The 15,608-nt window shown below is 40.0% G+C and carries 17 protein-coding genes; 8 read left to right on the forward strand and 9 right to left on the reverse strand.

The window, feature by feature from the left end:
* Positions 1–64 precede the first annotated feature (64 nt).
* Positions 65–703, forward strand: coding sequence for a uracil-DNA glycosylase (locus DX933_RS17810; protein WP_223806037.1), 639 nt, complete (start codon positions 65–67; stop codon positions 701–703).
* Positions 704–740: 37 nt separating this feature from the next.
* Here the strand turns inward: DX933_RS17810 and DX933_RS17815 are convergent, their stop codons facing one another.
* The 7 genes from DX933_RS17815 to rfbA are packed head-to-tail and all read right to left on the reverse strand — an operon-like array spanning position 741 to position 7,489.
* Positions 741–2,432 (reverse strand): DUF6044 family protein, encoded by a 1,692-nt coding sequence (locus tag DX933_RS17815; protein ID WP_123317787.1) that lies wholly within the window; start codon positions 2,430–2,432, stop codon positions 741–743.
* On the reverse strand, positions 2,395–3,525 hold the full coding sequence (rffA, locus tag DX933_RS17820) for a dTDP-4-amino-4,6-dideoxygalactose transaminase (protein WP_123317788.1): 1,131 nt from the start codon (positions 3,523–3,525) through the stop codon (positions 2,395–2,397). Before rffA ends, DX933_RS17815 begins: the two co-directional genes overlap by 38 nt.
* A gap of 10 nt (positions 3,526–3,535) precedes the next feature.
* Positions 3,536–3,901, reverse strand: a complete 366-nt coding sequence (locus tag DX933_RS17825) for an EamA family transporter (protein ID WP_123317789.1) — start codon at positions 3,899–3,901, stop codon at positions 3,536–3,538.
* Complete coding sequence (locus tag DX933_RS17830) at positions 3,901–4,590, reverse strand: GNAT family N-acetyltransferase (protein WP_123317790.1); 690 nt, start codon at positions 4,588–4,590, stop codon at positions 3,901–3,903. Before DX933_RS17830 ends, DX933_RS17825 begins: the two co-directional genes overlap by 1 nt.
* Positions 4,556–5,551: a glycosyltransferase family 2 protein gene (locus DX933_RS17835; RefSeq protein WP_123317791.1), complete on the reverse strand. Its 996-nt coding sequence runs from the start codon at positions 5,549–5,551 to the stop codon at positions 4,556–4,558. The genes DX933_RS17830 and DX933_RS17835 overlap by 35 nt, the downstream gene beginning before the upstream one ends.
* Complete coding sequence (gene rfbB / locus DX933_RS17840; protein ID WP_123317792.1) at positions 5,530–6,564, reverse strand: dTDP-glucose 4,6-dehydratase; 1,035 nt, start codon at positions 6,562–6,564, stop codon at positions 5,530–5,532. Before rfbB ends, DX933_RS17835 begins: the two co-directional genes overlap by 22 nt.
* Positions 6,557–7,489 (reverse strand): glucose-1-phosphate thymidylyltransferase RfbA, encoded by a 933-nt coding sequence (rfbA, locus tag DX933_RS17845; RefSeq protein ID WP_123317793.1) that lies wholly within the window; start codon positions 7,487–7,489, stop codon positions 6,557–6,559. The genes rfbB and rfbA overlap by 8 nt, the downstream gene beginning before the upstream one ends.
* A gap of 213 nt (positions 7,490–7,702) precedes the next feature.
* Here rfbA and DX933_RS17850 point away from each other — a divergent pair, with 213 nt between their 5' ends.
* The 4 genes from DX933_RS17850 (at position 7,703) to nagE (ending at position 11,483) form a co-directional block, all read left to right on the forward strand.
* Complete coding sequence (locus DX933_RS17850; protein ID WP_223806038.1) at positions 7,703–7,951, forward strand: DUF3949 domain-containing protein; 249 nt, start codon at positions 7,703–7,705, stop codon at positions 7,949–7,951.
* Positions 7,952–8,485: 534 nt separating this feature from the next.
* Entirely contained in the window at positions 8,486–8,983 is a 498-nt protein-coding gene (locus DX933_RS17855) for a PTS sugar transporter subunit IIA (RefSeq protein WP_123317794.1), read from the forward strand.
* Between the two features lie 35 nt (positions 8,984–9,018).
* Entirely contained in the window at positions 9,019–9,837 is an 819-nt protein-coding gene (locus tag DX933_RS17860; protein WP_123317795.1) for a PRD domain-containing protein, read from the forward strand.
* Positions 9,838–10,034: 197 nt separating this feature from the next.
* Complete coding sequence (gene nagE, locus DX933_RS17865) at positions 10,035–11,483, forward strand: N-acetylglucosamine-specific PTS transporter subunit IIBC (RefSeq protein WP_123317796.1); 1,449 nt, start codon at positions 10,035–10,037, stop codon at positions 11,481–11,483.
* A 198-nt stretch (positions 11,484–11,681) separates the two neighbouring features.
* Here the strand turns inward: nagE and DX933_RS17870 are convergent, their stop codons facing one another.
* Positions 11,682–12,371 carry a copper homeostasis protein CutC gene (locus DX933_RS17870; protein ID WP_123317797.1) on the reverse strand — a complete coding sequence of 230 codons (690 nt, stop codon included), beginning with the start codon at positions 12,369–12,371 and terminating at the stop codon, positions 11,682–11,684.
* A 17-nt stretch (positions 12,372–12,388) separates the two neighbouring features.
* Complete coding sequence (locus DX933_RS17875; RefSeq protein WP_123317798.1) at positions 12,389–13,390, reverse strand: DmpA family aminopeptidase; 1,002 nt, start codon at positions 13,388–13,390, stop codon at positions 12,389–12,391.
* Positions 13,391–13,555: 165 nt separating this feature from the next.
* Between DX933_RS17875 and DX933_RS18535 the strand changes: the two genes are divergently transcribed.
* The 3 genes from DX933_RS18535 (at position 13,556) to DX933_RS17890 (ending at position 15,602) form a co-directional block, all read left to right on the forward strand.
* A complete protein-coding gene (locus DX933_RS18535; RefSeq protein ID WP_190279590.1) occupies positions 13,556–14,203 on the forward strand; it encodes a hypothetical protein in 648 nt (215 codons plus the stop codon).
* A gap of 39 nt (positions 14,204–14,242) precedes the next feature.
* Positions 14,243–14,803 carry a TlpA family protein disulfide reductase gene (locus DX933_RS17885; protein WP_123317799.1) on the forward strand — a complete coding sequence of 187 codons (561 nt, stop codon included), beginning with the start codon at positions 14,243–14,245 and terminating at the stop codon, positions 14,801–14,803.
* Between the two features lie 604 nt (positions 14,804–15,407).
* Positions 15,408–15,602, forward strand: coding sequence for a hypothetical protein (locus DX933_RS17890; RefSeq protein ID WP_123317800.1), 195 nt, complete (start codon positions 15,408–15,410; stop codon positions 15,600–15,602).
* The last annotated feature ends 6 nt before the right edge of the window (positions 15,603–15,608 follow it).

The raw sequence follows: 15,608 nt of genomic DNA on the forward strand, positions 1-15,608 counted from the left end.
CTATTTTTCTATAAGCTAAATTGATTATAATCGAAGGCCTTCCATTTGGGAAGATAGAATATGCATGATGAAGTTACTTCGTGAAACACTATGGAAAAAGGAAGTGACAGACATGGAAGATGCGTGTATTCGATTGTGGTCGGAAGATACCGTTCCAGCGGATGAAGTAGGCTGTTGCCAGTGTGGTTTAATCAATCATGGTTCACGGATGATTTGGGGAGAAGGAAATCCGCAAGCGCCGATTACCATTTTATTGGATAATCCCGGAGCTAGGGAAAACAAGGAAGGGGAATCATTTGTTTGTGGTACAAGAACTGCACTTCAGCAGGGTGCTTTGCAGGCAGGATTTCATGAAAATGATTTATACGTCACTTATGTGTTGAAACGCAGGCCAGTGAAAAAGTACGACAAGGAGAAAACACGTGCTATCTGTATGCGTCATTTACAGCAGCAATTGGATAAACATATGCCAGGGCTGATGATTTGCCTTGGAAATGTTGCTGTGCAAGCTTTTTTTCAGTCGGCAGATGTAGATGTAAAGGGTTTACGTGGACAGGTGTATGATGTGCAAGGAATCAAAACGGTTGTTGGTTATCATCCGTTAGCTGTCAGACGTAGACCGAATATGCGCAAGTTATTTGATGAGGATTGGCAATTTTACCGTACCATTTGGGCTGAGAAGTTAGGAAGGAATCAAGTGTGATAAAAGTCGACATCACTTGATTCCTAAACCGTATACTTTATTTTTTAGCTTGAACGCGGTACAAATGAATTTTCCATGGTGCTTCAGCAGTTGTAAAGGACTTTTCAAAATGAAGATGATGCTGCTGAATTGGTACAGCAGATAGAATATATTCTCCGCCAAGTTTTCTAAAAGCCGCTGTATCAATGGAGAATTGCTGTATTTCTTTCTTGCTGTGTTTGGTGAACATATAGTGCTTACCGAGCTCGCTGGAATACATATAGAGCCGACTGCCCCATGTATCAAAGTAGTTTTGCAGTGTCTTATTTTTCGCCAATTCTGGCGCAATGATAGTGCGAAAATCATGCTTATAATCAAGCGGAATGGTGTTATTATACGTGTCTAATGTGTAAAAACCATTGTACTGGGAGATGGCGGGGTGTAGGCCAATACTGGCAACCCGATATGAACTTTGGTCTTTACCAATATAATCTTGAATGTCTTTGAATAAATCCTCCGCGTAAAACTCCTTGAAGGTTGGCGTGCCAGCTTCTCTATATTTAACGTCTTCGGTTAGCTGATATAACAAGGTACATTGAGCAGCGAGCAAGAAGATGACGACCCATTTACCTAACCGAAATTGTCTCCATAAAAATGAAAGCGCAATTGCGAAGCTGGCATACCATAGCACAGGACGCATAAAGTGAATGCGTGCAAAATTAAAGGTATTAAATAGTGAGAAGTGATCCTTCAAAATGCGTAAGCCTTCCCAATACCATAATGCATATATAAAGGAAAACAGTGCATTTAGTATTAATAACCCAATCATCCATTTTATATTGCTGCGAAATACCATAGCTAAAAGTAGTGTGAGCAAGACAACAGGCAGGACAATGGTTTGGTGTGCATCCAGTGCATGTGTATGTCCAACGATGAAGTTCTTTATGAATAAATCCCAGGTTTCCTGAAGATTCAGATGTCCCAGGTTCATCTCGTTACGATGCGTAGGCTCGCTATTACCGAGAAACATGGCATAAATCAGTAAATAATTTTTGAGTAAATATATGGTAGTCATTCCGGCAATCGCTAGAAAAAACGGAACCTGGAATTGCTTTGTACGAATCCAGTCTATCAGCCATAGGATTCCAAGCAAGGCTAGGAAAAATAAAAATGTCAGGATAAAGCTGGATAAGAACGGAATAAACAACAAGATGAACCAATAGCGCTTAGGTGTTTTCCAGCCTTGTTTACGAATCACTAAAAATGCATGTAATGCCAGCGGAATCCCGGCAATGGAAAGTACGCCAGATGGCCAAAAAGGCAGCATGGCAAAGCAAAGCGCAGCCCCAATCGGGATGACGGGATGTGTGTGTTGCTGTAGCATATGTTTTTTGAGTAAGAGATACATGCCAAAAAAAGCAACGATTCGCATGATGGTCTGACTTATCGTATAAGCAATCATTGGAGGGAACAACGCATATAACCATACCGCTCCATCCAATGCGGAAGGGAGGGCGCTTCGTGGCAAACCATTAATCGCATACGGCAGCAATGCATCAGGACCAGCAAAAATCATGCCGCTATCTGCTAGCATTTTATACCAAACGATATTCGAGTCCAGGTTATCATGGACTCGAATATGTGTATTTTCACCAAGTATATAGTATGGTGCGATATAACAAGCAATCACAAATAATGCTAAGAATATTAGTTTATTGGTTGTAAAAAACTTGGATACTTTTAATGACATGTTCGACATCCTCTTTGGCAATATCGTAGTACAATGGTAATCTGATTAATCGTTGACTAATGCTGGATGTGTAGCGGTCCTCTCCATGGAAAACACCAAATTTCCTCCCCGCATCGGAGGAATGAAGTGGCACATAATGGGTTACCGCTGTTATGTCATGTGCTTGTAAGTGATGTAATAACTGCTCTGCTTCTGTTGGAGTCTCCGTTTCAACATAAAACATATGTGCATTATGGATGCAATAATCAGGAATAACTGGGAGCTTCAGTGCTTGTTGCGCCGCCAGTTCTGCAAAACCTTGTTCATAAAGCTTCCATGTATTCATTCGATTCGCATTAATTTCATCTGATTGCTCCAGTTGAACAGATAAATAGGCGGCATTCAATTCACTTAATAAGTAAGAAGATCCGATGTCCTTCCATGTATATTTATCTACCTTCCCATTCACAAATTGGGTGCGATTCGTCCCTTTTTCCTGTAAAATTTCTGCACGTTTTATGGATGCTTCATGGTTGATGGTTAAGGCTCCACCTTCTCCACAAGTTATATTTTTCGTATCATGAAAGCTGAATGTACCGAAGTGCCCGATTGTACCAAGTGCTTGATTTCGATAGGTGCTGCCAAGTGCTTGGGCTGCATCCTCCACGACCCAAAGCTGATGCTTACTCGCAAGTGCCATAATGCCATCCATATCACAGGCGACACCAGCATAGTGAACAACTACAATCACCTTTGTCCGCTCGTTAATTGCAGCTGCAATCGCTTCCGGATCGATGTTTTTGGTAGCGGGATCAACATCTACAAACCGGATAACTGCTCCACGCAATGCGAAGGCATTTGCAGTAGAAACAAAGGTAAAGGAGGGCATGATAACCTCATCGCCTGCTTTTACTTCTGTTAGTAATGCTGCCATTTCAAGTGCAGCCGTACAGGATGGGGTGAGCAAAGCTTTTTTACAAGGCAATTCCTGCTCCAGCCAGTTGGTACAGGCTTTTGAATAAACACCATTTCCGGATAATTTATCTTGTTGAAGTGCTGCTTCCATTCTTGTCATTTCTTCTCCGATGACACATGGTTTACTAAAGGGGATCATACGTATCACCTCACATACTCTGACTTGTCACAATGATTCCTAGTACAATGAAGCTTAGTCCAATTACTTTTTGCGCTGTGACAGGCTCGCTAAAAAGAAATACAGATAATAAAAATACAAGCACAAATGATAGACTCATAAACGGATAGGCAAAACTAATATCAAACTTAGTCATTGCTGCCATCCAAAATAATGAAGCTACAAATGCAGATAAGAACCCGGATAAAATGAGTGGATCCAATAGCAATCGGAACAGAAATAACAGTTTTTCAAAAGCTGCTTCTGGCAGACTGCCGACTTTATCGATACGCCATTTAAGCATAAGCTGACCGTAGACGGTAAATATAATGGTTCCGAAAATATAGAGGAAACCCATTATAACGTCCCCTTAGGTGCAGGGCCATTTAATTTATGATAGACATCGACCGTCTTACGTAACCGGAAGCCAAGCGAATAAAACAGATTCAAAGATGCGACATTGGCTGCCGAAATTGATGTTTTTAATTCCTTGTAATCATTTTTGAACTGTTCAAAACAGCCCTGGCTTGTAAATGGTTTGGCTAGACCTTTACCTTGAAATTCTTTTTTGATTCCCAACAGTAGGACTTGATCCTCTCGAAAGGCATAAAATCCGACAAGTGTGCCATTATATAACAATGCATAAATATGCTTTTCATCCAGTAAATCTTCAACCCACCGCATATACCGCTCGTTTGCTAATGTATTTGGAATATAGGAATCTCGGTGGAAACGACCATGGACAAAAACCTCCTCGGCGATTTCCAATATGGCAGCTCGGTTATAATCCTGGGACAGCATGATTCCTTTTTGTTCGAATACACGTAAATCACTTCTGGAACAAACTGGTTCAATTAAAGAATCCGTATAATAGAAACCATGTCGCCTTAACGCATCCGTATCCATCAATGGATCGACCTTGACGGTGAAATGGCCTTCCAATGAATCTGCTACTGCCAATGCCTCATCATTTGCAGCAGTTAGTTCATACGTATCAATAAGAAATGTTCGTTTATCCCATGGTGTTGGGCGGATTATTTTTTCCATTGTTTTTCCTCCAGTCACCCTGTTCAAGATTTTCTGTTTTAGACTCAATGATATATAGTGGGCGCCCCTTTGTTTCATTGAAGACCTTTCCTAGATAAAGTCCAATGACTCCAAAATTAAAAAAGACTAAACCGCCAATAAAATAGATGGAAACCATCACACTCGTCCAACCGGTTACAGGTTCAGACAGAAAGAAATAGCGAATAAATAAGTAAATTCCATACAGCAGGGAAATAAATGATAGTAAAAACCCAAACTGAATGGATAATCGAAGCGGTTTATTGGATTGCGATATGATAGCATCCGTAGCAAGTGTGATGAGCTTGCCAAATGAATAGGAGGAAGTACCGGCTTTTCGCTCCTCATGTTCGATAGGGATATAAGCTGTTTCAAATCCCATCCATTTAATGAATAAAGGGAAGTACCGGTTTTGCTCCCGCATTTGCTGAAACCCTTGAACCACTTTCTTAGAACAAATGCTAAAATTTGCAACCGTATGATCAGAAGACTGATCGGCTAGAAAATCATATATTTTATAAAATATCTTCGAGCTGAGACGCTTCAGCCATTTATCCTGACGTACGACGCGTTTGCCAAATACAACATCATAGCCTTCACATGCTTTTTGATATAAATTTGGAATTTCTTCTGGTTGATCCTGTAAATCACAATCCATCACAACGGTCCAATCCCCGGTCGCATAATCTAAACCAGCAGTAATGGCGTGGTGCTGCCCAAAATTTCTGGATAAGTGTATTCCTTTAATAGAAGGATTTTCGGAACTTAATTGGACTATTGTTTCCCATGAGCCGTCTGGACTAGCATCATTCACAAGAATAATCTCATATTGGGCCGCCATGGTTTGAAACACCGTATCTAGACGTGTACACAGCTCACGAAGACAGATGTTACAGCCATATACCGGAACAACGACAGAGATTAAAGTTGTATCGGAATCCATTTGTCTACATACCAATCTATCGTTTTTTGCAAGCCCTGCTGGAAGGAGACATTCGGCTCCCAGCCAAGCTCTCGCCTGATTTTTCGATCATCTACAGCATAGCGGCGGTCATGCCCAAGTCTGTCTCTTGTAAAGGATATAAGCTCAGAAAAACGTTCCAATTGTTCCGGTTTTTGATGGTCGGGAATCTTATTATCTAATAGATTACAAATTTGTTCAGCCATTTCTATATTTGTACGCTCATTTCTTCCACCAACATTATAGGTTTCCATTGGCTTTCCATGATGATAGATCTGATCCAATGCACGACAATGGTCTACTACAAAAATCCAGTCACGGATATTTTGACCATCCCCATAAATGGGAATCCGTTCTCCATGAAGGGCATGACGGATAATAGTCGGTATTAATTTTTCTTGATGCTGCTTGGGTCCATAATTGTTGGAGCAACTGGAGATAATAATATTCATGCCATACGTATAGCCAAAGCTGCGGACGAGCATATTTGCACCCGCTTTAGAAGCGCTGTACGGGTTACGTGGATCATAAGGGGTTTCCTCGGAAAACATGCCATCTTCATCCAATGATCCATACACTTCGTCTGTTGAAATATGATGAAATCGATTGTCCTTTAGGGTTCCTTTTCGTTCCCAGTCGGTTTTGGCAGCATGTAATAACACATGGGTGCCGAGTACATTGGTTGTCACGAATGATGTGGCATCCTGAATGGAGCGGTCGACATGTGACTCCGCTGCAAAATGAATAATACCGGTAATTTGGTAGTCCTGAAATAGTTGATGGACAACATGAGTATCTGCTACATCCCCTTGAACAAAAAGGAAGTTTGGCAGATGCATGACTTCCTGCAAATGCTCGGTTGTACCAGCATAGGTTAATTTATCAAGCACAATGAGCTGGCGTTCCGGATATTGTTCTAAATAGTATGTCGCAAAATTAGCCCCAATAAATCCAGCCCCTCCTGTAATAAGAAGAGTTGGTTGCTGTTTATTCATTATTCACCAACCCCAAAACTGGATGTTGATTGATATCATCCCAATATTGTCTATTATGTTTACGGCTTGCAATTTCCAGTAAGTATTGTCCGTAATCCGTTTTTTTCATATCATTGCCTTTCTTTTGCAGCATTTCTTTACTAATATAGCCCATATAAAAAGCAATCTCCTCTAAGCAAGCTAGCTTGAAGCCTTGGCGATCTTGAATGTTCTTGACAAATTCAGATGCTTCAAATAAAGCGTCATGTGTACCAGCATCCATCCATGCAAAGCCCCTTCCTAATAGCTGTACTTTTAATTGATTTTTTTTCAAATATTGTTTATTGACATCGGTGATTTCTAATTCTCCGCGATCAGAAAAGGAAAGTTTCCGAGCGAATTTGGCTGCCTGCTGATCATAAATATATAGTCCAGTAACCGCAAAGTCAGATTTTGGTTCGGATGGTTTTTCTTCAAGGGATAAGACATTCATGCCATCATCGAACTCAACAACACCAAAACGCTCTGGATCCTTGACCCGATAACCGAACACAGTAGCATACTCATTATTTTGTAATGCCTTTCGAAACAAGGAAGTAAAACCTTGCCCATAGAAAATGTTGTCACCCAGAATAAGGGTCACATCATCGTCTCCAACAAAAGATTCTCCAATTAATAATGCTTCAGGTATGCCTTTTGGTTCATGCTGTTCTTCATAAACAATGGTTATGCCTAGTTCTGAGCCATCCCCGAGCAATTCCTCAAATCTAGGTCGATCCTGGGCAGTTGAGATAATCATGATTTCCTTTATGCCACCTAGCATTAATACGGAAAGTGGATAATAAATCATCGGCTTATCGTAAACGGCCAATAAATGCTTATTCATACTATCGGTGCTTGGTGAAAGCCTTGTACCACTGCCGCCAGCAAGAATAATGCCCTTCATGGAAAATCCTCCTTTTAATCGAAGCTCATTCATGTGATAGATATTCGAATGTACTTATTCATTTATCCTCATTGGTGAAATTTAAACTTTCAATTTAGTTGCAAATTGATTACAGAAAATAATGATCTGTCACATGGAAAACTTTCAAAGAAGCGAAACCTTAAAAGGGGCTCATTCGTATAACAAATTAGATATAAAAAGGGGGTAGGCAGTGTGGATCCGTATGTATGGTTTATCTTCGCACCACTTATTATTTACTATTTGGTCATGATCCCGTTACAGTATCGGAATATTAGGTCCATGAAGGAAGATAATAACTATCAGAATAAACATCATAATGAAATAAATGAGGACATGAGCTTTGAAGAACAGCAAGCACAATATAATTTACAAGGTAATCTCATTAATCTACCCGCTACGTTGATTGCATCGCTTGCGTATTGGGTTGTACATCGTAAATAGGTTGAAACGGTGACATTATTTTTCGTATGATCTTGGCTTTTGATGGGGAGGTTATTTGTGCTGCGCTTATTGATGGGCAAATGAAAACAGGAGTGAAATATTGTACGAATAGAAACTCCCACTTCTTGGATTTTTTCACCGTAAATAATTAGGTTCGTTCATAAAATGGTACTCATTAACCTGTTGTGGAATCTGTTTTTTTATTTGTTGGAAAGAGGAATAGGGACTTTACGCTTGGTCTTTTCATTTTTTTTACAAAAGTAAGCGATTTCAGGTTGCAAAACAAAAAAAATATGGTACGATAGTATTAGTTTCATACGAATCACATGTTACTGATACGATCAGGCATGGTGGTAAAGGGAAGGGACAGCTGTCCTTTCATTACCCCATGCCTTTTTTATGTTTTAAAATGGAAAAGTACATGTATTCTAATTATTCAGTGTATATTGTTTGACTACTTGTTTTGTGAAAGCATAATAGAAGTAACCATGACGTTATATACTAATAATAATTTACAGCAAAGGAGTTATGGATATGTTTAAAAAACTATTCAATAAATCAGAAGCAAAAAAATTATCTATTTATGCACCAGTAGATGGTGAAATCTTACCAATCACTGAGGTTCCGGATCCGGTATTTAGTGAGAAGATGATGGGTGAGGGAATTGCCGTTGTCCCTGCAGAGGGTAAAATATATGCACCAGTAGCTGGAAAGATTGTCAATGTAGCACCAACGAAGCATGCCGTCGGAATTGAGGCCGAAAACGGATCAGAAATTTTAATTCATATCGGATTAGAAACGGTTGTATTAGATGGAGAAGGCTTCGACGTTGCAGTAAGTGTAGGCGATACAGTTTCAGTAGGAGATGTACTTGTTTCCTTTGATTTAGATCAAGTTGCATCAAAAGCGAAAAGCATGGTTACACCTATCGTAATCACGAACAGTCAGGATGGAACAAAAACATATGAACCAACCGCCGAAACAGTGGGGAAAAAGGGTGAAACTGTATTAATGACAGTTTCCGAAAGATAAGCACAGGTTCTTCAGCGGAAGGAGGGTCCAACAGCATGCGAATTACAAAAATATTGAATAATAATGCGGTCGTAGTGACTGATGGAATGCAAGAAAAAATAGCGGTTGGTGCCGGTGTTGGCTACCAAAAGACGAAGCATGACATTGTAATTGCTGATAAAATTGAAAAGCTGTTTGTGATGCGCGAGAATGAAAAGCTGGAGCAGTTATTGCTACGGATACCAGAAGAGCATTTCACCCTTGCTGAAGAAATTATTGCCTATGCGGAAAAGCATCTGAATACAGAATTAAATGAACATGTGCATATTGCGCTGACAGATCATTTATCATTTGCCATTGAGCGCTCGGTAAAAGGAATCCATTTACAAAACAAATTGTTACCAGAAATACGAGTGCTGTATAAAAAAGAATTTGATATTGGTTTATGGGCGCTTGCACATATTCAAGAAAAGCTGGATATTGATTTGCCTGTTGATGAGGCTGCATTTATTGCACTTCATATCCATACGATGAAAATTCAAGGAGGTGATTTACACGAAACAGTTAGACAAACCTCAATTGTAAGAGACATGGTTCAAACCATTAGTAATGTGCTAGGTGTGAAGGTCGAGGAAGGTGACATTTCCTATGAGCGCTTAATTACCCATTTACGATTTACATTAAGCCGTTCCAAGAATTATGCCATGCATACATTGGATGAGGAAATGTTTGAAATGATTCGGCGGAAATTCCCAGAAGCATACGCATGTGCAGAAATTGTTGCAAAAGACCTCTTAGATACACACGGAATTGATTTGCCTGAGATGGAATTGGGATATATTACACTCCATATTGAGAGACTAAGAAAGTATTAGCTGTTCCATGAAACTGCTTGAAAATTCCTTTTATTGCACTATATTGTTATGTAATTAGTAAGAGCAAATGGGCAGTGATATATGAATTAGTCGGTGTGGTTGGCAGCGGATTCAAACAGGTATGTGGCATGTTCCCCAATGAATAACAGGCTAGCACAATGAGTAATTTATAAATTGAAGTCGGGAGGAAAAAGAAAATGATGAAATATTTTCAACGTTTAGGCCGCTCCTTAATGCTTCCAGTAGCTGTACTACCAGCTGCGGCAATTTTGATGGGGATTGGCTATTGGATTGACCACGATGGCTGGGGTTCAGGTAACCCATTTGCAGCCTTCTTTATTACTGCAGGTAGTTCTATAATTGATAATATTCCAATACTATTTGCAGTCGGTGTTGCCCTCGGTATGTCCAAGGCAAAGGATGGTGCAGCAGCATTAGCTGGTTTGGTTGGTTTTCTCGTTGTAACAACGCTTTTATCAACTGACACAGTCGCAATGCTACAATCCATTGACCCTGAAAACGTAAATGATGCTTTTGGTAATATTGGTAACGCATTTATCGGTATTCTTTCTGGTTTAGTGGCAGCGTCCATGTATAACCGCTTTAGTCATGTACAGCTACCAGATGCCTTGGCATTCTTTAGTGGTAAGCGTTTAGTACCAATCATGACATCCGGTGCAATGATTATTGCATCTGCCATTCTCTTTTTTGCATGGCCAATTATTTATACTGGATTGGTAAACTTTGGTGAAGCTATTAGTGGACTTGGTGCTGTCGGTGCCGGGTTATACGGTTTCTTTAACAGATTATTGATTCCAACTGGTTTGCATCACGCATTGAACTCTGTATTTTGGTTTGATGTTGCCGGTATCGATGATATTGGAAACTTCTGGGCTGGTACTGGTGAAAAAGGTGTAACTGGTATGTACCAAGCTGGTTTCTTCCCAATCATGATGTTTGGTCTTCCAGCAGCTGGATTGGCAATGTATCATACCGCAAAAACAAAGCGTAAGAAACAAGCAGCTTCCCTTATGCTAGCAGCTGGATTTGCTGCCTTCTTTACTGGTGTAACTGAGCCACTTGAGTTCTCTTTCATGTTCTTGGCACCTGCACTTTATGTAGTGCATGCTGCATTGACAGGTATTTCATTAATGGTTGCGGCGATGTTCCACTGGACAGCTGGATTCGGATTTAGTGCAGGACTTGTTGACTTTATCCTGAGCTCTAGATTGCCATTGGCAAACCAACCGTACATGTTAATTGTTCAAGGTTTAGTGTTTGCGGTCATTTATTACTTCTTGTTCCGTTTCTTGATTGTGAAATTCAATCTGAAAACACCTGGTCGTGAAGATGATGAAGTAGTAGCAGAAACAGGTGGAGAGCCTGCAACTGGCAAGGAACGCTTTGCAGTAATGGCAGCCGACATCTATGAAGGTCTTGGCGGTGACGCAAACGTTACCTCCGTTGACAATTGTGTTACTCGTCTTCGTGTCGAAGTAAAAGACATGGACAAAGTGGATCAGGATAAAATTAAATCCACTGGCGTACCAGGAATTAATGTAGTTGGTAAGCATGGTATTCAGGTTGTCGTTGGCACAAACGTACAATTCGTTGCCGATGAAGTGCATAAACTTCGCAAAGAATAATGTTCATATGAAAAATGCAGCTTCCCACGCTCGTTATTTACGATAACTGAGCATAGGAGCTGCATTTTTTTGATTCAGAAAGTATATTTTTTATCACAGATTAACTGGCTGTACCCCCCCACATCAAGAATTTTTGTTGATAACCAGAATTGTAAGTGGGGGATCAACAGCTAGTAAAGCCATTTACAATTATGTTGTTTATTTTAATACCTGAATCGTTTGGTTCATTTTTTCCTGATCGAAGCCTTGGCTAAAGTCTTTTTCCATTCGCACACCAGAACCAATATGGTATTGATTTGCACCAATTTGCTCATGAAGGGTTGCAATATTTTCTGGTGTTACTCCACTGCCGGGAAGAATATCAGGACCATCCATTTCTTTTGATAATTCAACTAGTTTCCTGAGGTTATTTGCTCCTTCACTAGCAGTTGGCTTACCGCCAGACGTCAGTATTCTTTTTACATGTTTTTTATATTTACATAATACTTTATATGCCTCTGTTTGAGAGCTTACCTCATCGAATGCCCGATGGAAGCTAATATCAAAGTCTGGCACGTGTTCAATTACTTTAGTTAGAAGTTCTTCATCGATTTTTCCTTCAGGTGTAATACAGCCAAAGACAATTCGATTGCCGCCTAACTGTTTGATGACCGAAATGTCTTCTTTCATGGTAAGCCAATCTGTTTCATCATATGTAAAGCTGTAGCCATGCGGACGCACCATGATTTGTACGGGAATCGTAGCTTGCTCTAAAACCGTTTTCAACGTACCATAACTTGGGGTTAGGCCGCCTTCTTTCATAGCGCTGACCAATTCAATTCGATCAGCACCCATTTTTTCCGCTTCTAGTATATCTGCTGCTTGTTCTGCAATTACTTCTATAATCATTTTTATCCACCGCCTATTTATTTGTTTGTTGTAAAACGTGGGGCTTTTTCCACGATACGACCTTTTCTTCCTACTGTTGTTTCTGCGAATATAAGGGAATTTAAAATGGCCTCTTCGGTTACTTCTGCGCCTGCTTGAAAAATACCACCCATTAACTCACCATCATCGCGTACATAAGTGAATGTATCCACTTGCTTCTTTGCGGTATGGGGAATTGTTTGGGCAGTCGAGAAGGCAATTGCGATATCGCCGCTACCATTTGCCATATAGCTTCCGGTTCTTCCTAGGCCAGCAGCACAACGTTTGGCAAGCCTTTTGAGCTGACGGTCATATAAAGGTGCATCTGTAGCGATAACCATCATGATGGAACCATCAGGTGTCGATTGGTCCTGTTCATCCCAATTTGCAAAGCGTGCATCCTTTCGCTTGCCAAAATTACTTAAAACGAGACAGCCAACGGTATAGTTTGCTTCCCCGCTGGTAATTATTCTGGAACTGGAGCCAATCCCACCCTTATAACCAAAACAGACCATCCCTTTACCAGCACCAACTGCACCTTGTTCAACAGGTGATGTGGTTGCCTGTTCAATGGCTTGAAGCGCATGTTCCGGCTGAACGGCTTGAATACGGATGGAGTTGAGATGACTATCATTGCATTCACCAACAACAATATTTAATGAACTCGTTGTATCACCAATATCTTCATTTTGATCCAACATATAGGTGAGCGTTCCCTGCAGTACTGCGGCAACTCCAAACGTATTGGTAAGCATGATAGGGGACTCAATTACACCTAGCTCATCCACCTGGATTAGGCCGCAAGTCTTGCCAAAGCCGTTAATCACATGGGAAGCTGCTGGAACCTTTTCCTGAAACAAATTCCCACCATGTGGCAGAATAGCAGTTACTCCTGTACAGATTACATCGGTTTCGTTCAGTTTTTTATATAAGGTGGTATGTCCAACCTTAACACCGGAAACATCTGTTATACTGTTGAACCTTCCTTTGGAAAGCTTCATTGGCAGGCCTCCCTTATCGAATAGTACTTATACCTAAATTTTAATATAAATATAGTTTCCGTGCCACCTTCCTGTCATAGATGAATTGGTAAACAGATTTTGCCGATTTTTCTCATGAGTAAGGTATGATGGACATATCATAATTTTAACGAGGTGGAGAAATAGATGTCTTCCTTGTGGGTGTTAACGACGATTGGTATTTTGGTCATTAGCTTTTTAACTGGATTTCTTTTCTTTTATGCGAATAGCCCGCTGGATAAAGAAAGAAAAAAGCAGCATATGGATGAAGGATTATCCATGCTGATTAATGTGGTTTTATTTATTTGGCTAGGGAAAATCGTGTTAAACCTACCAACTTTTTTACAGGATCCACTTGCGATTCTTGCTTACCCGAGTGATGCCGCATCTTTATATTTTGCTATTTTATTTGGTAGTATAACAGCCATTATAAAAATTGCGCGTGGCAAGCATACTGTCGATGTGTATTTATTTTCATTTGTTACCATATGTATTACCGCTTCTTTTACATATGAGTTCATTCAAATCGTATGGAATCAATCCTCCTTCTCTTGGGAGTATCTCGGACTATTGGTGTTGTTACTGTTAGCGATTGTACTGCTGCAAGGAAAGTTATCGAATGAATTGCTTGGAGCGATGGTCTTATTGATTTGGAGTATTGGTCAATTAGGACTAGCTTTTTATTTACCTTTTACAACGATATTTGGTTATATGCTGTCGCCGTGGTTTTTGATCATGATGGTTGTTGTTAGTTCTGGGCTAATTCTTTTTTATTTGAAGGAAAGAAACGTATAATGGTTTTGTATCATAGCATGCAGAGGAGAATACATACAAATGAAAAAAGGAATTTTCATTGTCATCATTGTTGGCATGTTTGCCTATGCAATTTATAACTTTATAAGCAATAAGGATGCCAATCAATCATTGGACAATCAAGCGGCAGTAGATGATGGCGAGGAAGAGGTTGCCATGATCGGCTTGGAAAAAGGCAAGAAGGCGCCTGATTTCGAATTGGAGTCACTTGATGGTGAAACGGTGAAGCTATCCGATTATCAAGGTGAACGTGTCATGGTGAATTTTTGGGCAACCTGGTGTGGACCATGCCGTGCTGAAATACCTGATTTACAGAAGTTTCATGAGGATACAGACATCGTTATCTTGGGTGTAAACTTGACGGACTCTGAGACCAACCCAAGCAGTATACCTACATTTCTAGATAACTTTGGTGTCACCTTTCCAATACTTTTGGACAAAGAGAATCTTGCGGCTTCAATTTATCAAATACAGCCAATACCTACATCATACATGATTGATTCAGAAGGTATTATCACGTATAAGGCATTGGGCGCAATTAATTATGAAAAAATGATACAGGAATACGAAAAGATGAAATAGAATCTATTTAATTATTCTGGCTGTTCATGTTGAACCTCATCTGGATCCGAATCGTTTAAAAAATTGTTCTGGAACGCTGAAAACTAAACGATAGATGCTGAATCGTTTAAAAAATAGTTCTGGAACGCTGAAAACTAAACGATAGATGCTGAATCGTTAAAAAATTTGATCTGGAACGCTGAAAACTAAATGATAGATGCTGAATCGTTAAAAAAATGGATGCTGGATGGCTGAAAACTAAACGATAGAAGCCGAATCGTTTAAAAAATTGTTCTGGATGGCTGAAAACTAAACGATAGAAGCCGAATCGTCAAAAAATCTGTTCTGGAAGGCTGAAAACTAAACGATAGATGCCGAACCGTTAAAAAATTTGATCTGGAGCGCTGAAAACTAAACGATAGCGCTGGAATCGTCAAAAACTCAGCAGCACGCTTTCATGAATTTAATCGAAACAATTTGAAATCCCTGTGTAGCAAGCAGGGGTTTTAAGTTTGCGTAGATTTCTTTCACCAACTTGAAGTTGATAGGGAAAACGATGGAAAAATGCTTGATGCTAGGATAAAATGAAGAGTGGGCATAATTATTAAGGGTTGGAGGAAAGAAAATGAAATTTCTAGGCTATCAGGTGCTGGCCATTGGGATTATATGGGCTGGTATGGCATTCTTTTTCAGCAAAATGGATGGTGCTGGGAAAATTATTTTTTATGTTGTGACATCTTGGCTGCTTTTTTTAATTGTTTTGTTGCTAAAGCAATTGGTGACGAAAAGACAATTTGGACCGGATGAGCCGAAAAAATAAGCAGTT

Origin of the sequence: Ornithinibacillus gellani, assembly GCF_003730295.1 — a bacterium.
Lineage (GTDB): Bacteria > Bacillota > Bacilli > Bacillales > Amphibacillaceae > Ornithinibacillus_A > Ornithinibacillus_A gellani.

Bases quoted from the DNA above. Each gene is read 5' to 3' on its own strand.
- DX933_RS17810 (WP_223806037.1), top strand. From the start codon at position 65: ATGATGAAGTTACTTCGTGAAACACTATGGAAAAAGGAAGTGACAGAC.
- DX933_RS17815 (WP_123317787.1), bottom strand. From the start codon at position 2,432: ATGTCATTAAAAGTATCCAAGTTTTTTACAACCAATAAACTAATATTC.
- rffA (WP_123317788.1), bottom strand. From the start codon at position 3,525: ATGATCCCCTTTAGTAAACCATGTGTCATCGGAGAAGAAATGACAAGA.
- DX933_RS17825 (WP_123317789.1), bottom strand. From the start codon at position 3,901: ATGGGTTTCCTCTATATTTTCGGAACCATTATATTTACCGTCTACGGT.
- DX933_RS17830 (WP_123317790.1), bottom strand. From the start codon at position 4,590: ATGGAAAAAATAATCCGCCCAACACCATGGGATAAACGAACATTTCTT.
- DX933_RS17835 (WP_123317791.1), bottom strand. From the start codon at position 5,551: ATGGATTCCGATACAACTTTAATCTCTGTCGTTGTTCCGGTATATGGC.
- rfbB (WP_123317792.1), bottom strand. From the start codon at position 6,564: ATGAATAAACAGCAACCAACTCTTCTTATTACAGGAGGGGCTGGATTT.
- rfbA (WP_123317793.1), bottom strand. From the start codon at position 7,489: ATGAAGGGCATTATTCTTGCTGGCGGCAGTGGTACAAGGCTTTCACCA.
- DX933_RS17855 (WP_123317794.1), top strand. From the start codon at position 8,486: ATGTTTAAAAAACTATTCAATAAATCAGAAGCAAAAAAATTATCTATT.
- DX933_RS17860 (WP_123317795.1), top strand. From the start codon at position 9,019: ATGCGAATTACAAAAATATTGAATAATAATGCGGTCGTAGTGACTGAT.
- nagE (WP_123317796.1), top strand. From the start codon at position 10,035: ATGATGAAATATTTTCAACGTTTAGGCCGCTCCTTAATGCTTCCAGTA.
- DX933_RS17870 (WP_123317797.1), bottom strand. From the start codon at position 12,371: ATGATTATAGAAGTAATTGCAGAACAAGCAGCAGATATACTAGAAGCG.
- DX933_RS17875 (WP_123317798.1), bottom strand. From the start codon at position 13,390: ATGAAGCTTTCCAAAGGAAGGTTCAACAGTATAACAGATGTTTCCGGT.
- DX933_RS18535 (WP_190279590.1), top strand. From the start codon at position 13,556: ATGTCTTCCTTGTGGGTGTTAACGACGATTGGTATTTTGGTCATTAGC.
- DX933_RS17885 (WP_123317799.1), top strand. From the start codon at position 14,243: ATGAAAAAAGGAATTTTCATTGTCATCATTGTTGGCATGTTTGCCTAT.
- DX933_RS17890 (WP_123317800.1), top strand. From the start codon at position 15,408: ATGAAATTTCTAGGCTATCAGGTGCTGGCCATTGGGATTATATGGGCT.